General features: G+C 65.7%; 20 protein-coding genes. 12 read left to right on the top strand and 8 right to left on the bottom strand.

Annotated elements, in window-relative coordinates:
• The first annotated feature begins 242 nt into the window (after positions 1 to 242).
• Positions 243 to 737: a fasciclin domain-containing protein gene (locus QGN17_RS05875; protein WP_281045155.1), complete on the top strand. Its 495-nt coding sequence runs from the start codon at positions 243 to 245 to the stop codon at positions 735 to 737.
• A gap of 75 nt (positions 738 to 812) precedes the next feature.
• On the opposite strand, the gene QGN17_RS05870 is transcribed toward QGN17_RS05875, so the two are convergent.
• Genes QGN17_RS05870 through QGN17_RS05860 form a run of 3 tightly spaced genes read right to left on the bottom strand, consistent with a single transcriptional unit; the run spans position 813 to position 5,173 of the window.
• A complete protein-coding gene (locus QGN17_RS05870; RefSeq protein ID WP_281043566.1) occupies positions 813 to 2,378 on the bottom strand; it encodes an efflux transporter outer membrane subunit in 1,566 nt (521 codons plus the stop codon).
• Positions 2,378 to 3,991 carry a DHA2 family efflux MFS transporter permease subunit gene (locus tag QGN17_RS05865; RefSeq protein ID WP_281043565.1) on the bottom strand — a complete coding sequence of 538 codons (1,614 nt, stop codon included), beginning with the start codon at positions 3,989 to 3,991 and terminating at the stop codon, positions 2,378 to 2,380. Before QGN17_RS05865 ends, QGN17_RS05870 begins: the two co-directional genes overlap by 1 nt.
• Before the next feature lie 3 nt (positions 3,992 to 3,994).
• Positions 3,995 to 5,173, bottom strand: a complete 1,179-nt coding sequence (locus tag QGN17_RS05860; RefSeq protein ID WP_281043564.1) for an HlyD family secretion protein — start codon at positions 5,171 to 5,173, stop codon at positions 3,995 to 3,997.
• 362 nt (positions 5,174 to 5,535) lie between these two features.
• Here QGN17_RS05860 and QGN17_RS05855 point away from each other — a divergent pair, with 362 nt between their 5' ends.
• The 6 genes from QGN17_RS05855 (at position 5,536) to QGN17_RS05830 (ending at position 12,340) form a co-directional block, all read left to right on the top strand.
• Entirely contained in the window at positions 5,536 to 6,168 is a 633-nt protein-coding gene (locus QGN17_RS05855; RefSeq protein WP_281043563.1) for a tyrosine-type recombinase/integrase, read from the top strand.
• Positions 6,169 to 6,729: 561 nt separating this feature from the next.
• A complete protein-coding gene (locus QGN17_RS05850; RefSeq protein WP_281043562.1) occupies positions 6,730 to 8,067 on the top strand; it encodes a putative bifunctional diguanylate cyclase/phosphodiesterase in 1,338 nt (445 codons plus the stop codon).
• Positions 8,064 to 8,801 (top strand): LysM peptidoglycan-binding domain-containing protein, encoded by a 738-nt coding sequence (locus tag QGN17_RS05845; protein WP_281043561.1) that lies wholly within the window; start codon positions 8,064 to 8,066, stop codon positions 8,799 to 8,801. The genes QGN17_RS05850 and QGN17_RS05845 overlap by 4 nt, the downstream gene beginning before the upstream one ends.
• 82 nt (positions 8,802 to 8,883) lie before the next feature.
• Positions 8,884 to 10,548 (top strand): serine/threonine-protein kinase, encoded by a 1,665-nt coding sequence (locus QGN17_RS05840; protein ID WP_281043560.1) that lies wholly within the window; start codon positions 8,884 to 8,886, stop codon positions 10,546 to 10,548.
• Positions 10,549 to 10,559: 11 nt separating this feature from the next.
• Positions 10,560 to 11,576, top strand: a complete 1,017-nt coding sequence (gene tagH, locus QGN17_RS05835) for a type VI secretion system-associated FHA domain protein TagH (RefSeq protein ID WP_281043559.1) — start codon at positions 10,560 to 10,562, stop codon at positions 11,574 to 11,576.
• Positions 11,573 to 12,340 (top strand): PP2C family protein-serine/threonine phosphatase, encoded by a 768-nt coding sequence (locus tag QGN17_RS05830; protein ID WP_281043558.1) that lies wholly within the window; start codon positions 11,573 to 11,575, stop codon positions 12,338 to 12,340. The genes tagH and QGN17_RS05830 overlap by 4 nt, the downstream gene beginning before the upstream one ends.
• Positions 12,341 to 12,477: 137 nt before the next feature.
• Here the strand turns inward: QGN17_RS05830 and QGN17_RS05825 are convergent, their stop codons facing one another.
• Complete coding sequence (locus QGN17_RS05825) at positions 12,478 to 13,197, bottom strand: helix-turn-helix transcriptional regulator (protein ID WP_281043557.1); 720 nt, start codon at positions 13,195 to 13,197, stop codon at positions 12,478 to 12,480.
• Positions 13,198 to 13,302: 105 nt separating this feature from the next.
• Between QGN17_RS05825 and QGN17_RS05820 the strand changes: the two genes are divergently transcribed.
• On the top strand, positions 13,303 to 13,914 hold the full coding sequence (locus QGN17_RS05820; protein ID WP_281043556.1) for a glutathione S-transferase family protein: 612 nt from the start codon (positions 13,303 to 13,305) through the stop codon (positions 13,912 to 13,914).
• 52 nt (positions 13,915 to 13,966) lie between these two features.
• Here the strand turns inward: QGN17_RS05820 and QGN17_RS05815 are convergent, their stop codons facing one another.
• The gene (locus QGN17_RS05815; RefSeq protein ID WP_281043555.1) at positions 13,967 to 14,521 is read right to left on the bottom strand and encodes a hypothetical protein; all 555 of its coding nucleotides are present in this window, start codon (positions 14,519 to 14,521) and stop codon (positions 13,967 to 13,969) included.
• Positions 14,522 to 14,643: 122 nt separating this feature from the next.
• On the opposite strand from QGN17_RS05815, the gene QGN17_RS05810 reads away from it, so the two are divergent.
• The 4 genes from QGN17_RS05810 (at position 14,644) to QGN17_RS05795 (ending at position 18,156) form a co-directional block, all read left to right on the top strand.
• A complete protein-coding gene (locus tag QGN17_RS05810) occupies positions 14,644 to 15,306 on the top strand; it encodes a response regulator (protein ID WP_110155897.1) in 663 nt (220 codons plus the stop codon).
• A complete protein-coding gene (locus QGN17_RS05805) occupies positions 15,306 to 16,682 on the top strand; it encodes a sensor histidine kinase (protein ID WP_110156056.1) in 1,377 nt (458 codons plus the stop codon). Before QGN17_RS05810 ends, QGN17_RS05805 begins: the two co-directional genes overlap by 1 nt.
• A 213-nt stretch (positions 16,683 to 16,895) precedes the next feature.
• Positions 16,896 to 17,843 (top strand): TIGR03557 family F420-dependent LLM class oxidoreductase, encoded by a 948-nt coding sequence (locus tag QGN17_RS05800; protein ID WP_281043553.1) that lies wholly within the window; start codon positions 16,896 to 16,898, stop codon positions 17,841 to 17,843.
• 118 nt (positions 17,844 to 17,961) lie between these two features.
• Positions 17,962 to 18,156 carry a hypothetical protein gene (locus QGN17_RS05795; RefSeq protein ID WP_281043552.1) on the top strand — a complete coding sequence of 65 codons (195 nt, stop codon included), beginning with the start codon at positions 17,962 to 17,964 and terminating at the stop codon, positions 18,154 to 18,156.
• 30 nt (positions 18,157 to 18,186) lie between these two features.
• Here the strand turns inward: QGN17_RS05795 and QGN17_RS05790 are convergent, their stop codons facing one another.
• The 3 genes from QGN17_RS05790 to QGN17_RS05780 are packed head-to-tail and all read right to left on the bottom strand — an operon-like array spanning position 18,187 to position 19,276.
• A complete protein-coding gene (locus QGN17_RS05790; protein ID WP_281043551.1) occupies positions 18,187 to 18,369 on the bottom strand; it encodes a hypothetical protein in 183 nt (60 codons plus the stop codon).
• 17 nt (positions 18,370 to 18,386) lie between these two features.
• Positions 18,387 to 18,737: a hypothetical protein gene (locus QGN17_RS05785; RefSeq protein WP_281043550.1), complete on the bottom strand. Its 351-nt coding sequence runs from the start codon at positions 18,735 to 18,737 to the stop codon at positions 18,387 to 18,389.
• Positions 18,734 to 19,276, bottom strand: coding sequence for a type 1 glutamine amidotransferase domain-containing protein (locus QGN17_RS05780; protein WP_281043549.1), 543 nt, complete (start codon positions 19,274 to 19,276; stop codon positions 18,734 to 18,736). Before QGN17_RS05780 ends, QGN17_RS05785 begins: the two co-directional genes overlap by 4 nt.
• Positions 19,277 to 19,560: the final 284 nt, after the last annotated feature.

The following is a 19,560-nucleotide window of genomic DNA, read 5'->3' as shown; positions in this document are numbered from 1 at the left end:
AAATATTGCCGGGATTGCGAACTTTGTTTCGTATTCGCACCGAGTATTTGTTTGTGAGCGTCTACCCTAGCGAGTTGATACAGATCAACGAAGTGAAGCTGTGCATCCGAGGCCCGATAATGTTCGTATCTTTTGAGGCATTCGCACAACATGAATGCTGTCCACGAGAGGAACGAGCCATGAAAGCCCTGAAGCTTCGCAACCTTTCCGCCGCTTTGGCGATCGCGGTTTCCGCGATTGCGATGACGCCTGTCTTGGCCAATCCGATGGTGGGCGGCGCCGCCATGTCGCAGATGAAGACGATCCCCGAAAATGCCATGAACTCGAAGGATCACACGACGCTGGTCGCCGCCGTCAAGGCTGCCGGGCTGGTCGATACGCTCTCGGGCGCCGGGCCGTTTACGGTGTTTGCGCCAACGAATGCGGCCTTCGACAAGCTGCCCGCCGGCACCGTCGATACGCTGATGAAGCCCGAGAACAAGGATCAGCTAACCAAGATCCTGACCTATCACGTCGTTGCCGGCCGGATGACATCGAAGGATATCGCTGCCGCGATCAAGCAAGGCGGAGGCAAGGCCATGCTCACTACGGTCGAGGGCGAACCGCTGACCGCCACGATGATGGGCGGGAAGCTCATGCTCACCGATGCCAAGGGTGGCATGTCGACCGTCACCATCAAGGACGTGATGCAGTCCAACGGGGTGATTCACGTCGTAGATACTGTCCTGATGCCGTGAATTCTCGAGCCGGGTCGCAAGTCGGCCCGGCTTCTCGGCACTGGACGAGAGTGTCACGGAATGGCGGTTACGCGCCTAATGTCGGTCATTCTGACGCCTGCTGCGAACGCCAAGAGTTGCCATTCGTTCATTTAAGGACGCGGGGGATGCTGCCGCCGGTCCTATAGAGCCCCGAGCGGAAGCGAGTTGCCACCCCCCGCCGAGCGCTTTGTAAAGCGATGCCATGTCCTGCCGCAGCCGCACGTCACTCTGGGCGAGACTGTTCTGTGTTTGAAGCAGGGTCTGCTGGCCATCCAGCACCGGCGTATAGTCCGACAGGCCGACCTTGTATTGCGCCTCGACCGTGCCGAGCGCCCGCTGTGCGTCGGCAACGCCGGAGCGCAGCTGATCATTGCTGGTCCGCTCGGTATCGACGCGGACCAGCGCGTCCTCGACATCGCGCAACGCACCCAGGACAGTCTGGCGCCACGCGATATAGGCCTGCTCGCGCTCTTCCTTGTTGATATCCACCTGGGCGCGGCGCCGGCCGAAATCGAAGATCGGGAAGCTCGCCTGCCCCTGACCGGTCAGCTGGAGCGTCTTGCCGAGAAAGAAATGGCCTAGCCACAGCCAGCTCAGCGCGTCCGACGCGGTCAGCGAGATCTTGGGATACATATCCGCCACCGCGACGCCGATCTGCGCGGTGGCGGCCGCCAACCGGCGCTCGGCGGCGCGCACGTCCGGGCGGCGGCGGATCAGGTCGATCGGCAGGCCGGGCGGGATTTCGGGCGGCACCGGCGGCAAGGCGCGCGCCTGCGCAAGCTCGTCGACCAGTGCCTCGGGCTGCTCGCCGATCAATACGGCCAGCGCATGCATCTGGGTGCGCGCCTGCCCCTCCAGCGGCGCCACCTGCGCCTGCGCCTGCGCGAGCTGGGTGCGCTGCCGGATCGCATTGCCCTGAGGCACCAAGCCGACCTGCGCGGTATGCTGGAGGATCGAAAGCGATCGACCCTGACGATCGGCCTCGGCCTGCGCGATGCGGGCCTGTTCCTGGTAACTGCGCATAGCGAGATAATCGCTGGCGATCTCCGCGGCGAGGCTGACGCGGGCGTCGCGCGCATCCCATTCCGCCGCCTCGGCCTGCGCCCGCGCCGCCTCGACGCCACGCCGGACGCCACCGAACAGGTCCAGCTCCCAGCTTGCATCGAACCCGGCCGAGGCGGTGGCGTAATATTTCGGGATCGAGAAAGACGATCCGCTCCCGCTGCCCGATCCGCCCGGCTGGCTTCCCCGTATCTGGTCGATCAGCTGATTGGCGTCCGATCCGCCGACGCGCTTGATCCTCGTATATTGGCCACTCCCGGTCGCATCGATCTCGGGCAGGCCCTGCGCGCGCGCCTGAACGATCTGCAGCCGTGCCTCGCGTACCTTGGAGGCGGCGGTCTGGAGGTCGGGCGCATTTTGCAGGCCGATCTCGATGAGATGCTCAAGCTCCGGATCGTGGAACGCCGTCCACCAATGCGCTAGATCGACATCGGCGGCCCCCGTCGGCTGCGGCGCGGCGAAGGCGGCCGGCACCTCGGGCTTGGGCTCGTGATAGTTCGGCCCGACCGTGCAGGCGGCCGTGCCCAGCAAGGAGGCGAGGGCGGCGATCCGGCGCATCAATGCTCTCCCTTCGCAGGCTTCAGCAGGATCGAGAGCGGCACCATCAGGATCATCACCACCGCCAGTACATGAAAGACATCGATATAGGAGATTATCGCCGCCTGCTTGGTCGCCATCTGGTAGAGGGCCGCGAGCTGAGACTGGTCGGCATCACCGCCGGTCGCACCGCCCAGCGTCGTGCCGATCTGCTTCAGCCCTTCGACATAATTGGGATCGAGCGGATTGAGACTTTCGACGATGCGATTCTGGTGGAACTGCTCACGCTGCAGCAACAGCGCCTGCGCGGTCGAGATCCCGATCGACCCGCCGAGATTGCGCGCCACGTTCATCAGCGCCGAAGCATGATTGTAGCGGCTGGGTGCCAGACCCGCATAAGCCTGCGCGTTGATCGGCACGAACAAAGCCGGGATCGCCACCGCCTGGATCAGCCGCCCCACCGCGATATGATCGAACGACACGTCGGCGTTGATCCGCGTGAAGTACCACATCGAGGCGGCCTGCATGAAGAAGGCCCAGCCGAGGAAGAAGCGGCCCTGTATCTTGCCGGACAGCGCGCCTACCAAGGGCATCGCCAGCAAAGCTGCGGCACCACCCAGCGTCAGCGCCAATCCGGCATCGGTCGCGGTGTAGCCGAACACCTCTTGCAGCAGCTGCGGGATGAGCTGGGTAGAGCCGTATATGATCACGCCGACCGCCAGCATCATCACGAAGCACACCGCGAAATTGGGTACACCCAGCAGCTTCAGATCGACGATCGGCTCCTTCTGGTTGAGCTCCCACACCACCAGCAGCACCAGCGAGATCACCGCGATGATCGCCATTGCGGTGATGAAGCCCGATCCGAACCAATCGTCGCGCTGGCCGCGATCCATGAACACCTCCAGGCAACCGAGGCCCAACGCGACCAGCGCGAAGCCGATCGCATCGACGTTCAGGCCCTTGCGGATCTTCGCCTTCCGCTCCTTTTCCAGGGCCTCGGGCTCATCGACCAGGAAATGGACCAGCACCAGCGAGATCGCGCCGACCGGCACGTTGATCAGGAAGATCCAGTGCCAGCTGATATTGTCCGTGATCCACCCGCCGATCGAGGGGCCGAGCACCGGAGCGATCACCACCACCACGCCATAGGCCGCGAACGCCATGCCGCGCTTGGAGGGCGGGAAGGTATCGGCAAGGAAGCTCTGCTCGGAGGGCGCGAGGCCGCCTCCGCCGATCCCTTGCAGGATGCGCGAGATGACCAGAAAGCCGAGGCTCGGCGCCAGTCCGCACATCAGCGAGGCGATGCTGAACAGCAGCACCGAGAGCATGTAGAAACGCTTCCGTCCGATCACGTCGCTCAGCCAGCCCGAGATCGGCACGATCACCGCGTTGGCGACGAGGTAGGAGGTCAGCACCCACGTCGCCTCGTCGTTGGAGACGGCGAGGCTGCCGGCGATGTGCGCGAGGCTGACATTGGCGATCGCGGTGTCCAGCACCTCCATGAAGGTGGCGAGGCTGATCACGAGGACGATCAGCCAGGGGTTGCGATTGCCCGCCGCCGATCGCTCGTTCGACCAGCCGGCATCCGGATCGTCTTTCTTCTTCCTTTTCCCCTTCGCGGCGCTCGCCACCGCTCAGCGCACCTTGACGGTCGGCACCACCGACATGCCCGGACCGATCGGGTAGGCATGCGGATCCGGGCTGTCACGGCGAGGCCGGTCGAACAGGATACGCACCGGCACGCGCTGAACGACCTTCACGTAATTGCCCGTCGCGTTCTGCGGGGGCAGCAGCGCGAAAGCTTGGCCAGCGCCGCGCTGGATCGAATCCACGTGGCCATCGAACACGACATCGGGGAAGGCATCGACGGAAATCGTCACCCGCTGGCCGATCGCCATATGGGTAAGCTGCGTCTCCTTGAAATTGGCGGTCACCCAGATCTGATCCGGCACAATCGCCATCATCTGCGTGCCGGGCGACACATAGGAACCGAGATTGACGTTGCGGTTTACCACTTGGCCCGAAACCGGCGCGCGGATGTCGAGATGGCCGACCGTCACCTGCGCCGAGCGGATCTGCGCCTCGGCCGCCTGCATCTGCGCCTCGTTCGCCTTTACCTGCTTCTGCGCGACCGCGACCTGCGCGGCGGCGTTGTCAACCGCGCGGCGGGCGGCGGCGGCCTGTGCGGCGCTGCTCTTCGCGGCTTCTCGCGCCTGATCGATCTGAGAGCCGGACACGGCGGCGGCATCCAGCTTCTGGAGCGCGAGATAGCGTTGCAGATCGGCGGCGGCCTTTGCGGCCTGCGCCTCCGGATCGCGAGCCTGCGCCTCCGCCTGCCGCTGCTGTGCCTGCGCGGAGACAACCTGTGCCTGCGCCTGCTGGATGCCGGCATCGGCCTGCACTGCCTGTGCCTTCGCCTGATCGAGAGAAGCAGCGGACGCGTAGGGCTCGATAGTCGCCAGCAGGGTGCCGGCCTTCACGTGTCGGTTGTCGATGTCGGCTACCTGGGTCAGCTTGCCCTGAACCTCGGCGGCGATCCGTACGACATGCGCATCGACGAAGGCGTCATCGGTTGTGGCATATTGCCGCTTGTGCAGCCAGAATAGCGTGCCGCCGACGATCAACACCGCAGCGACGATGATCAGGATGATCCAGAAGATCGGCTTCTTGTAGAGCGGCGGGCCGGAGTCCTTCTCCTCGTCGTCACCGCCATCATCTTCGCCGCCCTCGGCGTCGTGCGGTTTGTCCTCGTCCTCTTGCTTGCCATCTTTTTGATCAGCATCTTCGCGGTCGTGGTCGTCGCGATCGCTCATTCTGGCCAGCTCCCGGCACTCGGCCCTCCCGAACGCGGGCCGTCCTTTGCCGCTAGCCTGACGCGAGACTCTGCGTTTCGTTCCATGTATTCCATGCATGCTCGCGGAAGCGATCGTGCGCCGCGAGCAATGCCTCCCTCAAAAAGCCGACCTACGGAAAGGTGCCCATCCTCGGTCGTAACGGAGCCTGAGAGCCCTTCCTGTTTCCCGTCGGTCCGCTTTCGAGCGCGATCAGATCGTGGCCATGATGGGAAGGGCGTCAATTCCGACAATAACGGCCTGGCGGGTCTTGCTCGCCAATAGCGATGGAGGGGCTGTCCCTACGTTTTCGCCTCGGCCGATCTGGCCACAGGAGAAGAAAGATGGGCACTTCAGAATATGATCCGGGCGCGGGCGACCGGCAGGCCTGGAACGCCGGGCGCAAGGTAGGTGCGAAGCGCGCGCTGAAGCCGAAACAGATATGGGGTATCCGCTTCTATCTTGATCATCATCGTCGGCTTCGCGATCGGGCGCTGTTCGATGTCGCGATCGATAGCAAACTTCGAGGATGCGACGTCGTTCGTCTCAAAATCGGCGATATCGTTAGTGGTTGTCAGATTCGGACGCGGGCTACCGTGACGCAAACGAAGACTGGAAGGCCGGTGCAGTTCGAGTTGCTGTCGGACGCTCGAGCCAGTCTGCTTGCCTGGTTGCAGCGTCGCGGCGGTGCGTTGGGGGATTATGTTTTTCCCAGTCGGATCGACCACTCCGATCACCTCAGCACGCGGCAGTACGCTCGCCTCGTCGATGAGTGGGTAACGGGCGTCGGGCTTCGACGCGAGGACTATGGCACGCATTCGCTGAGGCGAACCAAGGCGTCGATCATTTACAAGGCGACCGGAAATCTCCGGGCAGTCCAAATCCTGCTCGGTCACAGCAAGATAGAGAACACGGTCCGGTATCTCGGCGTCGATGTCGAGGATGCCTTGACCCTTGCAGAGAGTACAGAAATTTGAACGCGTCGGCTCCCCCGCTCAAAGGAGGAGCCGATCTGCTCCGCACTTAATTCGAGCCATCCGCGGCTGCTGGCTTCTGGGAAACGCGGACGGTCGCCCTTGATCCGAGATTCTCAGACAACCGGGTTCATAGGCGAATAGGTGCTCACACCTTTTTGCTGACCGATTTGTTTCCAATCGCTTTTTAACCTGTTGTTTTTCAAAGCGTCGCATGACGTCCGCCTGGAAAGGACGTTCATGCGGCGAGCGCACGGCGGATCGATGGCGGACGGGATGCGTCGCGGCAGCGGGACGCTGCTTGCGCGGTGCGTACTGGCGATCGGGCTTACGCACGCACTCGTTTTCTTCCTCACGATACCGCCGCGCCTAGGCCCGGCGGCGAGCTTTGCGCTTGCCTGTCTATGCGCGGGGCTGGTCCTCCTCGTGTTTCTCTCGCTCATCGATCATGAGGTACGGCTGGGGTCGGTCGCAGTTCGGATGCGCGAGTTGGCGGCATCGGCCATGCCGACCATGGGTGTTCGATCGGGGAGCATCTCAGCTGTTGAGGCATCGGCCGAAGAAATGGCAGATCGCGTCACGGCGATTGAGCAGCGCCTGCTCCATCGCCATCCTGTGAGCGGCCTGCCGACCCGCGAGCCGCTGTTCGCGGCGATCGCCGCAAGCCCGGACGGGGTGCTCGGCGTCATCCATCTGTTGGATCTTGAGCGTCTGCAGGCCTTCGACGAGGCGCTGGCGGACCATGTGCTGGCCGCGCTCGCCGAGCGGGTGGTGCGGATGCTGGGCGCCGGAGCGCTGGTCGCGCAGGTCGATCGCGCCAGACTGGCAGTCTGGTTCGGGACGGAGACGCCGGCCGAGGTGGCGGACACCAAGTTGCAGGCGCTCGGTTATGCATTGGGCGAGGCGGTGTCGTTCGGCCAGCGCGAGGTTCTCCCCGAAATCCGCATCAGTCACGCGCACATGTCGGACCATGGAATCGCGCCCGCCACGCTTCTGGCCCGTGTCAGTGCTTCCCGGAGTGGCGGGGCCGATATTTCTGCCCCCGCGACCGATGATCCATTGATCGCGGCACAGCAACTCTATGCCCTTGAGCAGGATCTCCGTCGTGCCGTCGCGCGCGGCGAACTGGAACTCGCCTATCAACCGCTCGTCGATGCGCAGGCAGGCGCAGTGTGTGGCGCCGAGGCTCTGCTGCGCTGGCGGCACCCCGAGCACGGCCTCGTGTCCCCGACACGCTTCGTGCCGATCATGGAGGCGGCGGGGCTGGCCGACGAGATCGGGCTGTGGGCGATTAACGCCGCCTGCCGCGAAGCCGGCACGTGGCGGCGGCTCGGCCTCGGTCCGCTGCGCGTCGCCGTCAACATTTCCGGCCACCAGCTCGATCGCCGCGACCTCGTCACCCTGATCGAGCGCACGTTGGCGCGCCATTCGCTCTCGTCCGATCTGTTCGAGATCGAGTTGACCGAGACGATCGCGGCCGGCGATGTCGATCGCATCGCCGCGTTGTTCGGGCGGCTACGCCGGCTAGGGGTCGCGATCGCGATCGACGATTTCGGCACCGGCTATTCGAGTTTCAGCACGCTCAGAACACTGCGTTTCGACAAGCTCAAGATCGACCGTGAATTCGTCACCGCGGTCGATCGGCGGCGTGACAGCCAGGCGATCTGCCGCGCGATCCTCGAACTCGGCCAGGGGCTGGGCATCCGCGTGCTGGCCGAGGGCGTCGAGACGGCGGCCGAATATAGCTGGCTGAACGCGCAGGGCTGCCGCCACTTCCAGGGCTATTATTTCGCGCGGCCGCTCGATCCGGCTGCATTTCGGGCGTTCGTGCAGGACGAGCGCCGTCTCTCGGGCCTGCTGGCGCCCCTATCAGATCCCGTGTCCGAAAGGTTGCGTGCATGATTACCGTTTCGGCCCATCGGCTTGCCATCCTGGGTGCTGTCGCGCCTCTGCTCGCGCTCTCCGCCTGCGGACGGGACGCCGCTCCTCGTGCTCCCGCGTCGGTCGCGCCGGTGGCGTCGCCGCTCGATGCCGCCGTCGAATTGCTCAACCAGGGCGACGAGAAGGGGGCGCAAAAGCAGCTCAAGCCGCTGCTCAAGGCCAATCCCAACGATCCGCAGGCCAACGTGCTGCTCGAATCGATCAAGCGCGATCCCGTCGAACTGCTCGGTGACAGGAGCTTCGCCTATACGGTGCAGCCGGGCGACACGATGGTCGGCCTGTCGCAACGCTTTCTCGGCAACCGGCTGAAATTCTACCAGCTAGCCCGATACAATCATGTCGGGCGACCGGCGGCGCTGAGCGCGGGCACTGTCCTGCGCATCCCGGGCGAGGCGCCCCGTCCGGCTCCGCCACCGAAGCCCGTGCCAACTGCGGAGGACAAGGCGCCGTCCCGTAGCAAGCCCAAGCCCCAGCCCGGCTCGCCGGCCGGTGCGCCAGCCAAGGCCCCTGCAGCGGATCCGGCGACCGCGCTCAAGCTGCGTGGTCTCGGCTTGGTCGCGCTCAATCAGGGGCGGGTGACCGATGCGGTGGTTTTGCTCGGCCGCGCCTCCACGCTCGATCCGTCCAATCCGCTGATCGCGCGCGATCTCGCGCGGGCGAGGCGGATCGCGCAGACCGTCGCGAAGCGGCGCTAAGCCGACGGCAGATGCAAACGAACGCTTAACCGACCTTCGTCTAAAGCATCGGATTGTCGGCTTTTTTCAGCTGGATATGACGATGCGAATGCTTGGGCGTTACCGGATCGAGGAGCGGATCGGCGAAGGCGCGATGGCCGAGGTTTTCCGCGCGCGTGACACCGGGATCGACCGCATCGTCGCAATCAAGGCGCTGAAGCCCGAATATCATCGCCATCCCGAGCTCGCCCAGCGCTTCCTGCGCGAGGCGACGGCGGCGGGCACGCTCAGCCACGCGCACATCGCCACTATTCACGATGTCGGCGAGGCCGACGGTGCCGCCTATATCGCGATGGAGCTGATCTCCGGTCGTCCGCTCGACGAGATGATGCAGGCGCAGGGACGGATGCCCTACGAGCGCGTGCTGGCGATCGGCATCCAGCTCGCCGACGCGCTTGCCTATGCGCATGCGCAGGGTGTGGTGCATCGCGACGTGAAGCCCTCCAACATTATGCTTTCGGCAGACGGCCGCACCGCCAAGCTGCTCGATTTCGGGGTGGCGCGGATCGGCGACGTCGATCCTGCCGGCGCCGATCTCGCCCGCACGCAGGTCGGCCAGCTGATCGGCACGCCGCGCTACATGAGCCCCGAGCAGGCGCTCGGCGTGCCGGTGGATCACCGCTCCGATCTCTTCTCGCTTGGCGCCGTGCTCTACGAAATGATCACCGGCAAGGTGGCGTTCGACGGCAATGGTCTCGCGACGCTGGCGCTGCAGATCACACAGCAGCAGCCCGAGCCCGTCGAGCGTTCGGCGCGTGATTGTCCGAAGGGCCTGCGCTTCATCATCGATAAGCTGCTCGCCAAGAAGCCCGACCAGCGCTTCGCCGATGGCACGCAATTGCGGCAGGCGCTGCAGCGCGAACTCGATGCGGTGTCGGTCGAGGAACCCACGCGGCGCCGTGGCCTCGCGCTGCGCGTGAAGCTGCCGCTCGTCCTGATCGGCGCGACGGCGCTCGCGCTCGGTAGCAGCGTATGGATCGTGCTCGATAGGCAGCAAGCTGCGCTCGAGCATATGGCGGTGGTGTCGGGCGGCTCAATCGCCGCCTTCGTAACCAGCAATGCGGCCTTGCAGGTCGCCGACAATGCCAGCCTGCCGCCCGTGCAGCAGGATTGGGCGCCGCTTCAGGCCTTCGTCGATACGGCGGCGAACGATGTCGGCGTGCGGCGTCTGATCGTGGCGGATGCCGGCGGCATCGTCCGCGCCGCCAGCGACCCCGGCCTGATCGGCCACCACTACATTCCCGTGTTGGGTGAGGCGCCCGTTGCCTCCGATATGGGGGTCACAGCGGCGACCGATGCGACCGGCGGTCGCGGCTTCCGCTTCGTCCGCCCGATCCGCTATGCGGGCACCGACGTCGGCAAGGTCGATCTGCTGCTCCGCCGTACCGCGCTGGATGGCGCTGTCGGCCTCACGCGCGGGCTGCTGATCGCTCTCTCCATCTTCATCATGGCGGTGGTTGCGACGATCGGCTGGCTGAGCGGCACCTTCATCGCCCGGCCCTTGCGCCGGCTCCGCCGTGCGCTGGACGATGTCGCGGCCGGGGACACCGCCTTCCGCCTCTCCCACCGCAGGAGCGACGAGCTCGGCGCCGCCTTCGATGCCTTCAACCATGCCGCCGCCGCGATCGATGCACGGTTGGCGGAGGCACCGGGGGCCGCTTCCTCCTCGATGGTCGCGACTCGCGTCGCGCATCGCCGGGCAGCCTGAGGAGTCCTGCGATGTTCATGCTGCGCTTGTTCGACGAGGGTGATCTGGTCCATCCGATTGACGCGCGGCTGCTGCGCGACGGCGTGCTGCGCATCGGTCGCGATCCGTCGTCCGATTGGACCATTCCCGATCCCGATCGCGAGATCTCACGCGCGCACTGCGAGCTGTCGGCGGATCGCGGCGGCGTCGTGCTGCGCAGCACGGGCACAAACGGCGTGTTCGACGACGAGAGCGGGGCGCGCCATCCCGACGCGGTGGATATCCCGCTGCCGATGCCGAGCACGTTGCGGATCGGCCGCTACCGGCTCGTCGTCGCGCCGGCTCCGCACGAGGCGCTCGGCGCCGGCGGCGAGAACCGGACCCTGGTGATGACGCCGCCGCTCGGCGACTCCACGATCGTTCCCAGCGAATGGAGCGACGCCCCCGCGGCGGTTCGCAATTTCTCGGAAGGGTCGCTGCTGGAGGCTTTCTGCGAAGGTGCCGGACTGGACGTCTCGCTGCTCTCGCACGAGGAACCGACCGAGATCATGCGCCGCGCCGGTGCTGTCTATCGCCAGATGGTGCTGGGCATCGGCGATCTGATGAGCGAGCGGGATCGCGCAAAGGCGCGCTACCATCTCACGCGCACCACGATCAGCGGCGCCGGCAACAACCCGTTCAAATGGGCACCGACCCAGAGGCTGGCGATCGACCTGCTGCTGAGCGGGAGCAATGGCTTTCTCTCTGGCCCGGCCGCGCTCCGCTCATCTTTCCAGGACATCAAGCGCCACCTGGTCGCAACCTTTTCGGGCCTGCAGGCCTCGCTCCGCGCGGCCGTCGACAGCTTCGATCCCGCCGGCATCGATGGCGCGATCGCCGACCGGGTTTCGCTGCTGAAGAGCCGCGCCAGCCGGCAGTGGCAAGAGGTCGGCGCCCGCCACGGCGAGCTTCGCCGCCAGCTCGACGAGGGGGCAGGGGGCTCGCTCGAACGAGCCTTCGTCGAAGGCTATGACGAGGCGGAGCGCAGAGCGACGGCCGCCGAGGCATGAACCTCAGGGCACTGGCAGGCTGGCTGCGCCAGACGGCGGCACCAGCGGCGGATTCTGCGGCCTGTTATGTCCGCTCGGTGAGCCGCACCCATGTCGGTCGGGTGCGCACGATTAACGAGGATCGTGTGCTCGACATGTCCGAACACCGGCTGTGGGCGATCGCTGATGGCATGGGCGGCCACGCGGCGGGCGACGCCGCCGCCGAGGCGGCGATCGCGATGCTGCAGACAGTTGCGCTTGATGGTCAAGTGAGTGCGGATTCGCTCGGGGCGGCGTTGAGTGAAGTCAACCGGCATCTTCACGAGCGCACGCGGCAAGGCTCGCCGATGAGCGGCGCGACGATCGTCGCAATGTTCGAGAAGAACCGCGCCATGACGATCCTTTGGGCTGGAGACTGTCGCGCCTATCGTCTGCGTGATGGCCAACTCGCCCAGCTGACGCATGACCACACGGTCGTGCAGGAATTGGTCGACCAGGGCGCGCTTGATGCCGCGCAGGCGGCGCTGCATCCGCAAGCCCATGTCGTAACCCGCGCGCTCGGGGCCGCGGAGGATCTGTTGCTTGATCGCGCAACCAGCGATGCGCTGGCCGGAGACCTTTTTCTTCTTTGTTCGGACGGCCTGATATCGGCGCCGATGGCGCTCGACAGATTGATCCAGTCTGCACCGCGCCTACTGCCGTCGAGGGCTGACTCCCTGATCGCAGAAGCGCTCTCATGCGGCGGCCAGGACAACATTAGCTTGTTGTTGGTCGAAATCATTTAAGAGCCGCGCCATATCCGCAGCGTTGCGGCAACGATGCGCCAAATTCGGTCGGTCTGCTTTTGCGATATCGACTTTCGGATGGGTTAGGTCTGAGCCGCGGTAAGAGCGATCCTGAAACGGTTAGCGTCGTCGTCGGGTCATGGACGAACCGGTGATGTATTCCTGCCGACGGCAGGCTTTTCATCGAGGTGCCTCTTCCATCGCTGCCGGAGGACGCTGGGCCGGCTGTCGTAACGCACGTCGAGAAACTCGGCCGTGATAATGCGGTCAGTGCGGAAATGCCGGAAATCCTGCCGCAGCTCGCACCAGGCCGCGAGCATGCGGATATCGTCGAGGAAGCCGATGATGACGGGCCAGACGATCCGGTCGGTCCTCTCGCCCCGCTCGTCGCCGTAGAGGAGTCGGATCTTGCGACCCTCGCGCACCCAAGTGCGGACATGCGCCAGATCGATGCTGTCGGCGACGCGCAATCCGCAGGGGCGCGTCCCGATCGTCGGATCGGCGATGAACGGGCGCAGCCGCTCGGGCACGACGCTGGTGATCTTCGCGATCAGATCGCGCGCCGCGTTCGCCAGCACCGGATCGCCCCGGCCCGCGACCCACTGGGCACCGAGAACGGCAGCCTCGATCTCGTCCGGGGTCAGCATCAGCGGCGGCATGTCGAACGCGTCGTCTAGGATGTAGCCGAAGCCGGCCTCGCCCTGGACGGGCACGCGCTGGGCGATCAGATCGGCGATGTCGCGATAGACGGTGCGGGTCGACACTTCCAGTTCGGCGGCAATCTCCCCCGCCGTCACCGGTCGGGTGGAGCGGCGCAGGATCTGGATGATCTGAAACAGGCGGTCGGCGCGGCGCATGGTCGATACTCCTACTGACAGGATGCTGTCAGTAGGTCGCCTCTACAAGCGAAATCGCCTCGCGACATGGCTCCATGATCGTTCGCGGGCCTTGAGGAGAAGACCATGATCACCCTGTATCACGCCCCGCAATCCCGTTCGTCCCGCATGATCTGGCTGCTCGAGGAACTGGGCGTCGACTATGAGATCCGTCCCGTCTCGATCTTCCGGCCGATGACCGGGGAGGGCAGCGGCGACCCGGCTAATCCCCACCCGGACAAGCGCGTGCCCGCTCTCATGCACGACGGATCGCTGGTGGCGGAATCGGTCGCGATCGTGCTCCACCTGCTCGATGCCTTTCCGGAGGCCGGCCTTGCCCCCGCGCCGGGCGATCCGCGCCGTGGCGCCTATCTCACCTGGATCGCATGGTATGTCGCCGAGCTGGAGCCGGCGCTGTTTGCCGGGCTGTCGGGCGATCTCGCGGGATCGCCGCAGAAGCAGCGCAATCACGATGCCGTCGTCGCGAGGCTCCAAGCGGCGCTCGCGCGGGGTTCCTACGTGATGGGCGACCGTTTCACGGGTCCCGATTTCCTGATCAGCAGCGCGCTCGCTTTCGGTCGCCGCGCCTACCCGGCCGACGACGCCATCGATGCCTATATCGGTCGCTGCCAGAGCCGACCGGCCGCCGTGCGCGGGCAGGCGCTGGACGATCAATCCGGGCTTCAGGCGGCCGCCTGAAGCCGGGTGCGCGATCCGGCAGCGCAGTCGTGCCGCCGGATCGCGCGTGCCCTCACCGTGCGGCCGGAGCCGCTGCGCCGGCCGCCGGCGGATTGGCTGCGACAGGCGGGGGAGGCGGGGCAGCGTCCTCATCGGCACCCGGCGGTGGCGGAGGGCCTCGATCCGGGCCACCGTGCGGCGGCGGCGGGCCATGCCGGTCGTGATGCGGTGGCCCGCCGACCGGGCCGAGCTGGGTGACGTTGCCGCCACCATCGACCAGGAAGCTCGCATGGACGAAGCCACGTTCGTAGCGCCCCTGCACGGTGGTGGTGGCCCCCAGCGTGACCAGCCCGCCATCGTCGCCGCGCGGGCCGGTATCGACGAGCGTCCTGCCGCTGCCGTCGACCAGCAGGAACTTGTTGCCGTAGACCTCGGCGACGCGGCCGCGCAGCGTGACGGGGCCGCTGGTCTGCGCGAGCCGCGCGATCGCGATCGAGGCCATGGGCGCCATCTCGACCGGCGGGCGGGTCGCTTCGATCGCGACCGCTCCCGCCGCGCCGCCGGCGAGCAGCAGCCCGACCGTCGCGAGACCTATCCGTGTCCGTCTTCCGATGAAATTCCAATCCATCATCAATCTCCTTGTCCGATGATGGGGAGATCCTAGCCTCCGCCGTCCGACGCCCGCTGAACCGCGCGGTTCAGTTTCGGTTTAGCAAGCGTGGCTAGTCGGGCGGGATCGAGGAGACGGCGATGCGGGTATTGCTGGTGGAGGACGATGAGGCGCTCGCCGACAGCATCGCCCGCGCGCTCCGCGCCGAGCATTTCGCCGTCGATGTCGCCGCGAACGGAGAGGATGCGGCGCATCTCGGCGAAACCGAGGCGTTCGACGTCGCCGTGCTCGATCTCGGCCTTCCGAAGATCGACGGCGTGACCGTGCTGACCGGCTGGCGGCAGGCCGGGCGTCAGTTGCCCGTCCTGATCCTGACGGCGCGGGACGGCTGGTCTGACAAGGTGCAGGGCTTCAAGGCCGGTGCCGACGATTATCTGGTGAAGCCCTTTCGCATCGAGGAGCTGGTGATGCGCCTGCGCGCGCTCGTCCGCCGCGCGGCGGGGCACGCGGCCAACGTGATACGCTGCGGGCCGCTCAGCTTCGATGCACAGACCGGGCAGTTCGAGTTGGATGGCTTGCCGCTCCGGCTGACGGCGTTCGAGTGGCGCGTCCTCTCCTGCCTCGCGCTACGCAAGGGTATCGTGGTCGAGCGGCTCGATCTGCTCGAGCGCGTCTATGAGGGCGATGCCGATCCGGATTCCAATTCGCTAGAGGTGATCGTCGGGCGCCTGCGCCGCAAGATCGGAGCCGAGCGGATCGAGACGGTGCGGGGTCTCGGCTATCGTCTGGTCGAGGTGGCATGATGCGCCTGCTGCCCCGCTCGCTGACCGGCCGCCTCGTCATGACCGCGCTGGTGGCGACGACGCTGGCGCTGACACTCGCGGCGCTGTCGATCGGCCACGTCCTCGGCCGGTTCGTGATGCACGGCCTCGACGAACGGCTTGACGCGCAGATCGCGGTCGTAGCGCGGGCCGTGCGCCCCGACGGCACGCTGGATGCCGCGCGTGCCGCCGACGTGCCGCCGTTCGACACGCCGGGATCGGGATGGGCATGGGAGCTGGTCGCGCCGGCGGGGAAGCTTCGCTCGAACTCGCTCGGCCCTGCCCACCTGCCATTGCCGGTCGATTGGGAAGCTCCGCCGCCACCGCCGGGTCATCATGGGCGACCGGATGATCCGTGGCGCGTCCGCCCGCTCGACGGCATCGGTGCCGATGGCCGGGCTGTCCACGGGCGGATCGCGACGATCCCGACCGCGAGAGGCGATGCGTTCGTCATCGCCGTCGGCCCCCGCGCCATCGTCGAGCGTCCGCTGCGCGCCGCGACGGGGCCGCTGCTGCTGTCGCTGGCCTTGCTTGCCGCTTTCCTGCTCCTCGCTGTGCTCGTCCAGCTTCGCATTGGGTTGAGGCCGTTGCGACGGCTGGGGAACATGGTGGGAGAGGTGCGCGTCGGTCGCCGGCGGACGATCGCAATCACGGAACCGACCGAGCTGCTGCCGCTGGTCGACGAGCTCAACACGATGATCGAGACCAACGAGCAGGCGCTGGCGCGCGCGCGCGGGCACGTCGCCAATCTCGCCCACGGCCTCAAGACACCGCTCGCGACATTGCGGCTCGAACTCGCTGCTCGATCCGGAGAAGGCGATGCGGCTCTCGTCGCGCTGGCCGACCGGATGCAGCATCAGATCAGGCATCATCTCGGGCGGGCGCGGGCGGCGGAGATCGGCACGAAGGGCATCTCCGTGCCGCTCTTGCCCGTGATCGAAGGTCTGGTCGTCACGATGGCGAAGATTCATTCCGATCGCGACATCCGCTCGGAGATTTCCTTGCCGCCGGAACTCGCGGTGCGCTGTGATCCGCATGATCTGGACGAGCTGCTCGGTAACATCCTGGACAATGCGTGGCGCCATGCCCGGTCGAGAGTCCGGATTAGCGCGGTCCGCGACGGACCGGACGTTCTGACCACGATCGCTGACGACGGCGCCGGCATGACCGAGAAACAGATCGACACCGCGTTGCTGAAGGGAAGGAAGCTGGACGAAGCCGGAAGCGGCCATGGCTTCGGTCTGCCGATCAGCCGCGAATTGTCGGAACTGCATGGCGGATTGTTGGAGCTTAAAGAAGACGTGAGTGGCTTTGGCGGGGTCGCAGCACTTGTGCGCCTTCCAAACGGGGGCAGCTGAGCGCCAATGCCGGTCATTCCCGACTCTCTGCGTGCACTCCATTTGCCGACCGTCAGCTTGTAGCCAAAGGCCGTGTCTGCGCGATGATTCAGCCGCTGCTGCGCCTTTAGGTTCAAACCACCGCTTCGATGGGTCGACTTGCCAAGAGAGCTATCTAGTGTCCGGATCAATTCCGTGTGCACCGAATTGAATAGGCCTCTGATGGAGGATCGGATGGTGCAGTTCGGATACAAATTGATGACCGAGGAGCACGAGCCGGCTGCGCTGATCGAGAATGCTCTTGCCGCGGAGGCCGCGGGCTTCGACTTCGTCTCGATCTCCGACCATTTTCATCCTTGGCTGGAATCGCAGGGCCATGCCTCGTTCGCGTGGAGCGTGCTCGGCGGTATCGCGCAGGCGACCTCGCGGATCGGCATCGCGACGGGGCTCACCTGCCCGATCATTCGCTACCACCCCGCCATCATCGCGCAGGCCGCCGCAACGATCGGCGTGATGTCGAAAGGCCGGTTCACCCTGGCCGTCGGCGCCGGCGAGCGCCTGAACGAGCACGTCACCGGGGAGCGCTGGCCGTCGACGCCGGAACGCCATGCCATGCTCGGCGAGGCGATCGAGATCTTCCGCATGCTCTGGACGGGTGGCGTGCACAGCTTCGAAGGAGACTGGTATGTGGTCGATCACGCTCGTCTCTATGACCTGCCTGACAAGCCCATAGACGTCATCGTGGGCGTGAGCGGCCCGGCGTCGGTCGCTCTCGCCGTCGATGCGGCCGACGGCATCATGGCGACCGAGCCCAAGGCCGAACTGGTCGACGGCTTCCGCAAGGCGAAGCAGGGCCCCGCCTATGCGGAGGCGGTTCTTTCCTATGCGGAGAGCGAGGAGGCGGGGCTGGAACAGGCCCACGAGACGTTCCGCTTCTCGGCGCTGGGGTGGCCGGTCAACAGCGAGCTGCGCGATGTCGAAGGCTTCGAATCCGCCTCCCGGTTCGTTCGTCCCGAGGATCTGGCGGATGCGATCGCCGCCGGGCCGGATGTCGAGGCGCATCTCGCGGTCATTCGCCGCTATGTCGATGCCGGGTTCGATCATGTGGTGCTGACCTGCCCGGGGCAGCAGCAAAAGCGGTTCATCGAATTCTTCGAGACGGAGCTTCGTCCGCGTCTCTAGCTGTGCTCGGACAAGATGGCTTCATCGGTCCGGCCTTTCGCTCGCGTCACCGATACGGACGCGAGATCGTCGCGTCGGCTCGTCCCGGCGCTCGTTGGGCAGACAGGAAGGAGCCAACATGACCGATATCAAGCATCCCGCCGCGGACACCCTGGACGACAAGCGCACCTATGCCGCCGACATCGTCATGAGCCGTGATGCGGCCGAGCAGGCGACGCCCAGGAAGCCGGCAGGAAAGCGGTCGAAGGACGAGATCGAGCGGGACAATGCCGCCGCGATCGCGGCCGCGACATCCCAGACCGGCCAGACATGAGATCGTGGCAGGGCGATGAAGATCCGAGGGTCAGCGTTTCCGCTGGTCAGCCGGAGTGTCAGTGTCGCCGTCCGGGCCATGACCAATCACCGGATCGCCCTTTTTGCGCTGGGCCTCGTGCAGTTCCGCGTCGGTGAGTGACGGATCTCCCAAGGTCTTGGGCCGGTTTGCTCTTCTCGGCAGCGGCGGACGATCTTGCTTGGGTCCGGGCATGTCAGTTCTCCGAAACATCAAGTATCCGTGGGGGCGCAAATCGTCAGCTCGCCCAGGCCGTTTCGGCCACTGATCGCGACGAGCTTCCGCTCACCGTCCCACAGTTCGATACGGTAATCGCCCGCTTGGTCGAGCGCTCGGCCGATTGCCTCGTCATCGCTGAAAGCCTCGATATTCTCGACGCTGCGGTTGTCCTCTGTCAGCGCATTCATGCGATAGAGTCGATAGATATTGGCTATCCCCGTAATGGGTCTGTTCATGCCGAATGCCGGCGGAAGCAGCTGCGAAATCTGCTCTTCCGCCGAATTCATGTTGTCGAATGCCACCGGCATCGAACGAAAGCCGGTAGCGACGATGGTCGGGTTCAATCCTGTTCGATCGACTTGATCAGGGCCTCGGTGAAAGCCGGAATGTCGTCCGGCTTGCGACTGGTGATGAGCTTTCCGTCCACCTGGACTTCCTTGTCGACGACCTCGGCACCGGCATTGCGCAGGTCGGTGCGGATAGAGGGCCAGCTCGTCACGGTGCGACCATCGATCACATCGGCCTCCGCCAGCAGCCACGGTCCGTGGCAGATCGCCGCCACCGGCTTGTCGGCCGCGAAGAAGGCGCGAACGATAGCAAGTGCGTCCTGCTCCATCCGCATCGTGTCGGGATTGCCGACGCCGCCGGGGATCAGCAGCGCATCATAGTCGTCGGCCTCGACCTCACCCAGCGTCAGGTCCGGCGTGATCGTCTCGCCTTCGTCGCTGTCGTGCACCACGCCCTGGATCGGCTCCTTCTTGATGGACGCCAACGTCACCTGCGCGCCGGCGTCCAACAGGCTGGCACGCGGCTTGAACAGTTCGCTGTTCTCGAAACCGTCGGTTGCGAGGATGAGCACCTTCGATTTGTCGATCATCGGCATACGTCTCTCCTGTGGCTGGATTTGCCAACCTCAACGGACTGTCCGTGCCGCCGTTCCGTGCCAAGCCACGGCTCGTTCTATTGATCGCACCAGACGTTTATCGCCCCGGTCTGCCGGGCTTCTCGCCGACCTCGGGTCTATCCGTGGGGGCCTGACGGGGCTTGGGGGCGCCGGCCTGGGCGGCCTGTCCTACCCCGGATTCCGCGGCACCCTCGGCCTCTGCATCATGCCCTCCAAAATCCTCGACGCCCTTGCTGGGGCCTTTGGCGCGGTCGATATCATCG

Source organism: Sphingomonas oryzagri (genome assembly GCF_029906645.1).
GTDB classification, from domain to species: Bacteria; Pseudomonadota; Alphaproteobacteria; order Sphingomonadales; family Sphingomonadaceae; genus Solisphingomonas; species Solisphingomonas oryzagri.
Note: the sequence above shows the minus strand (reverse complement) of the source record. Positions and strands in the feature narration are given on the sequence as shown.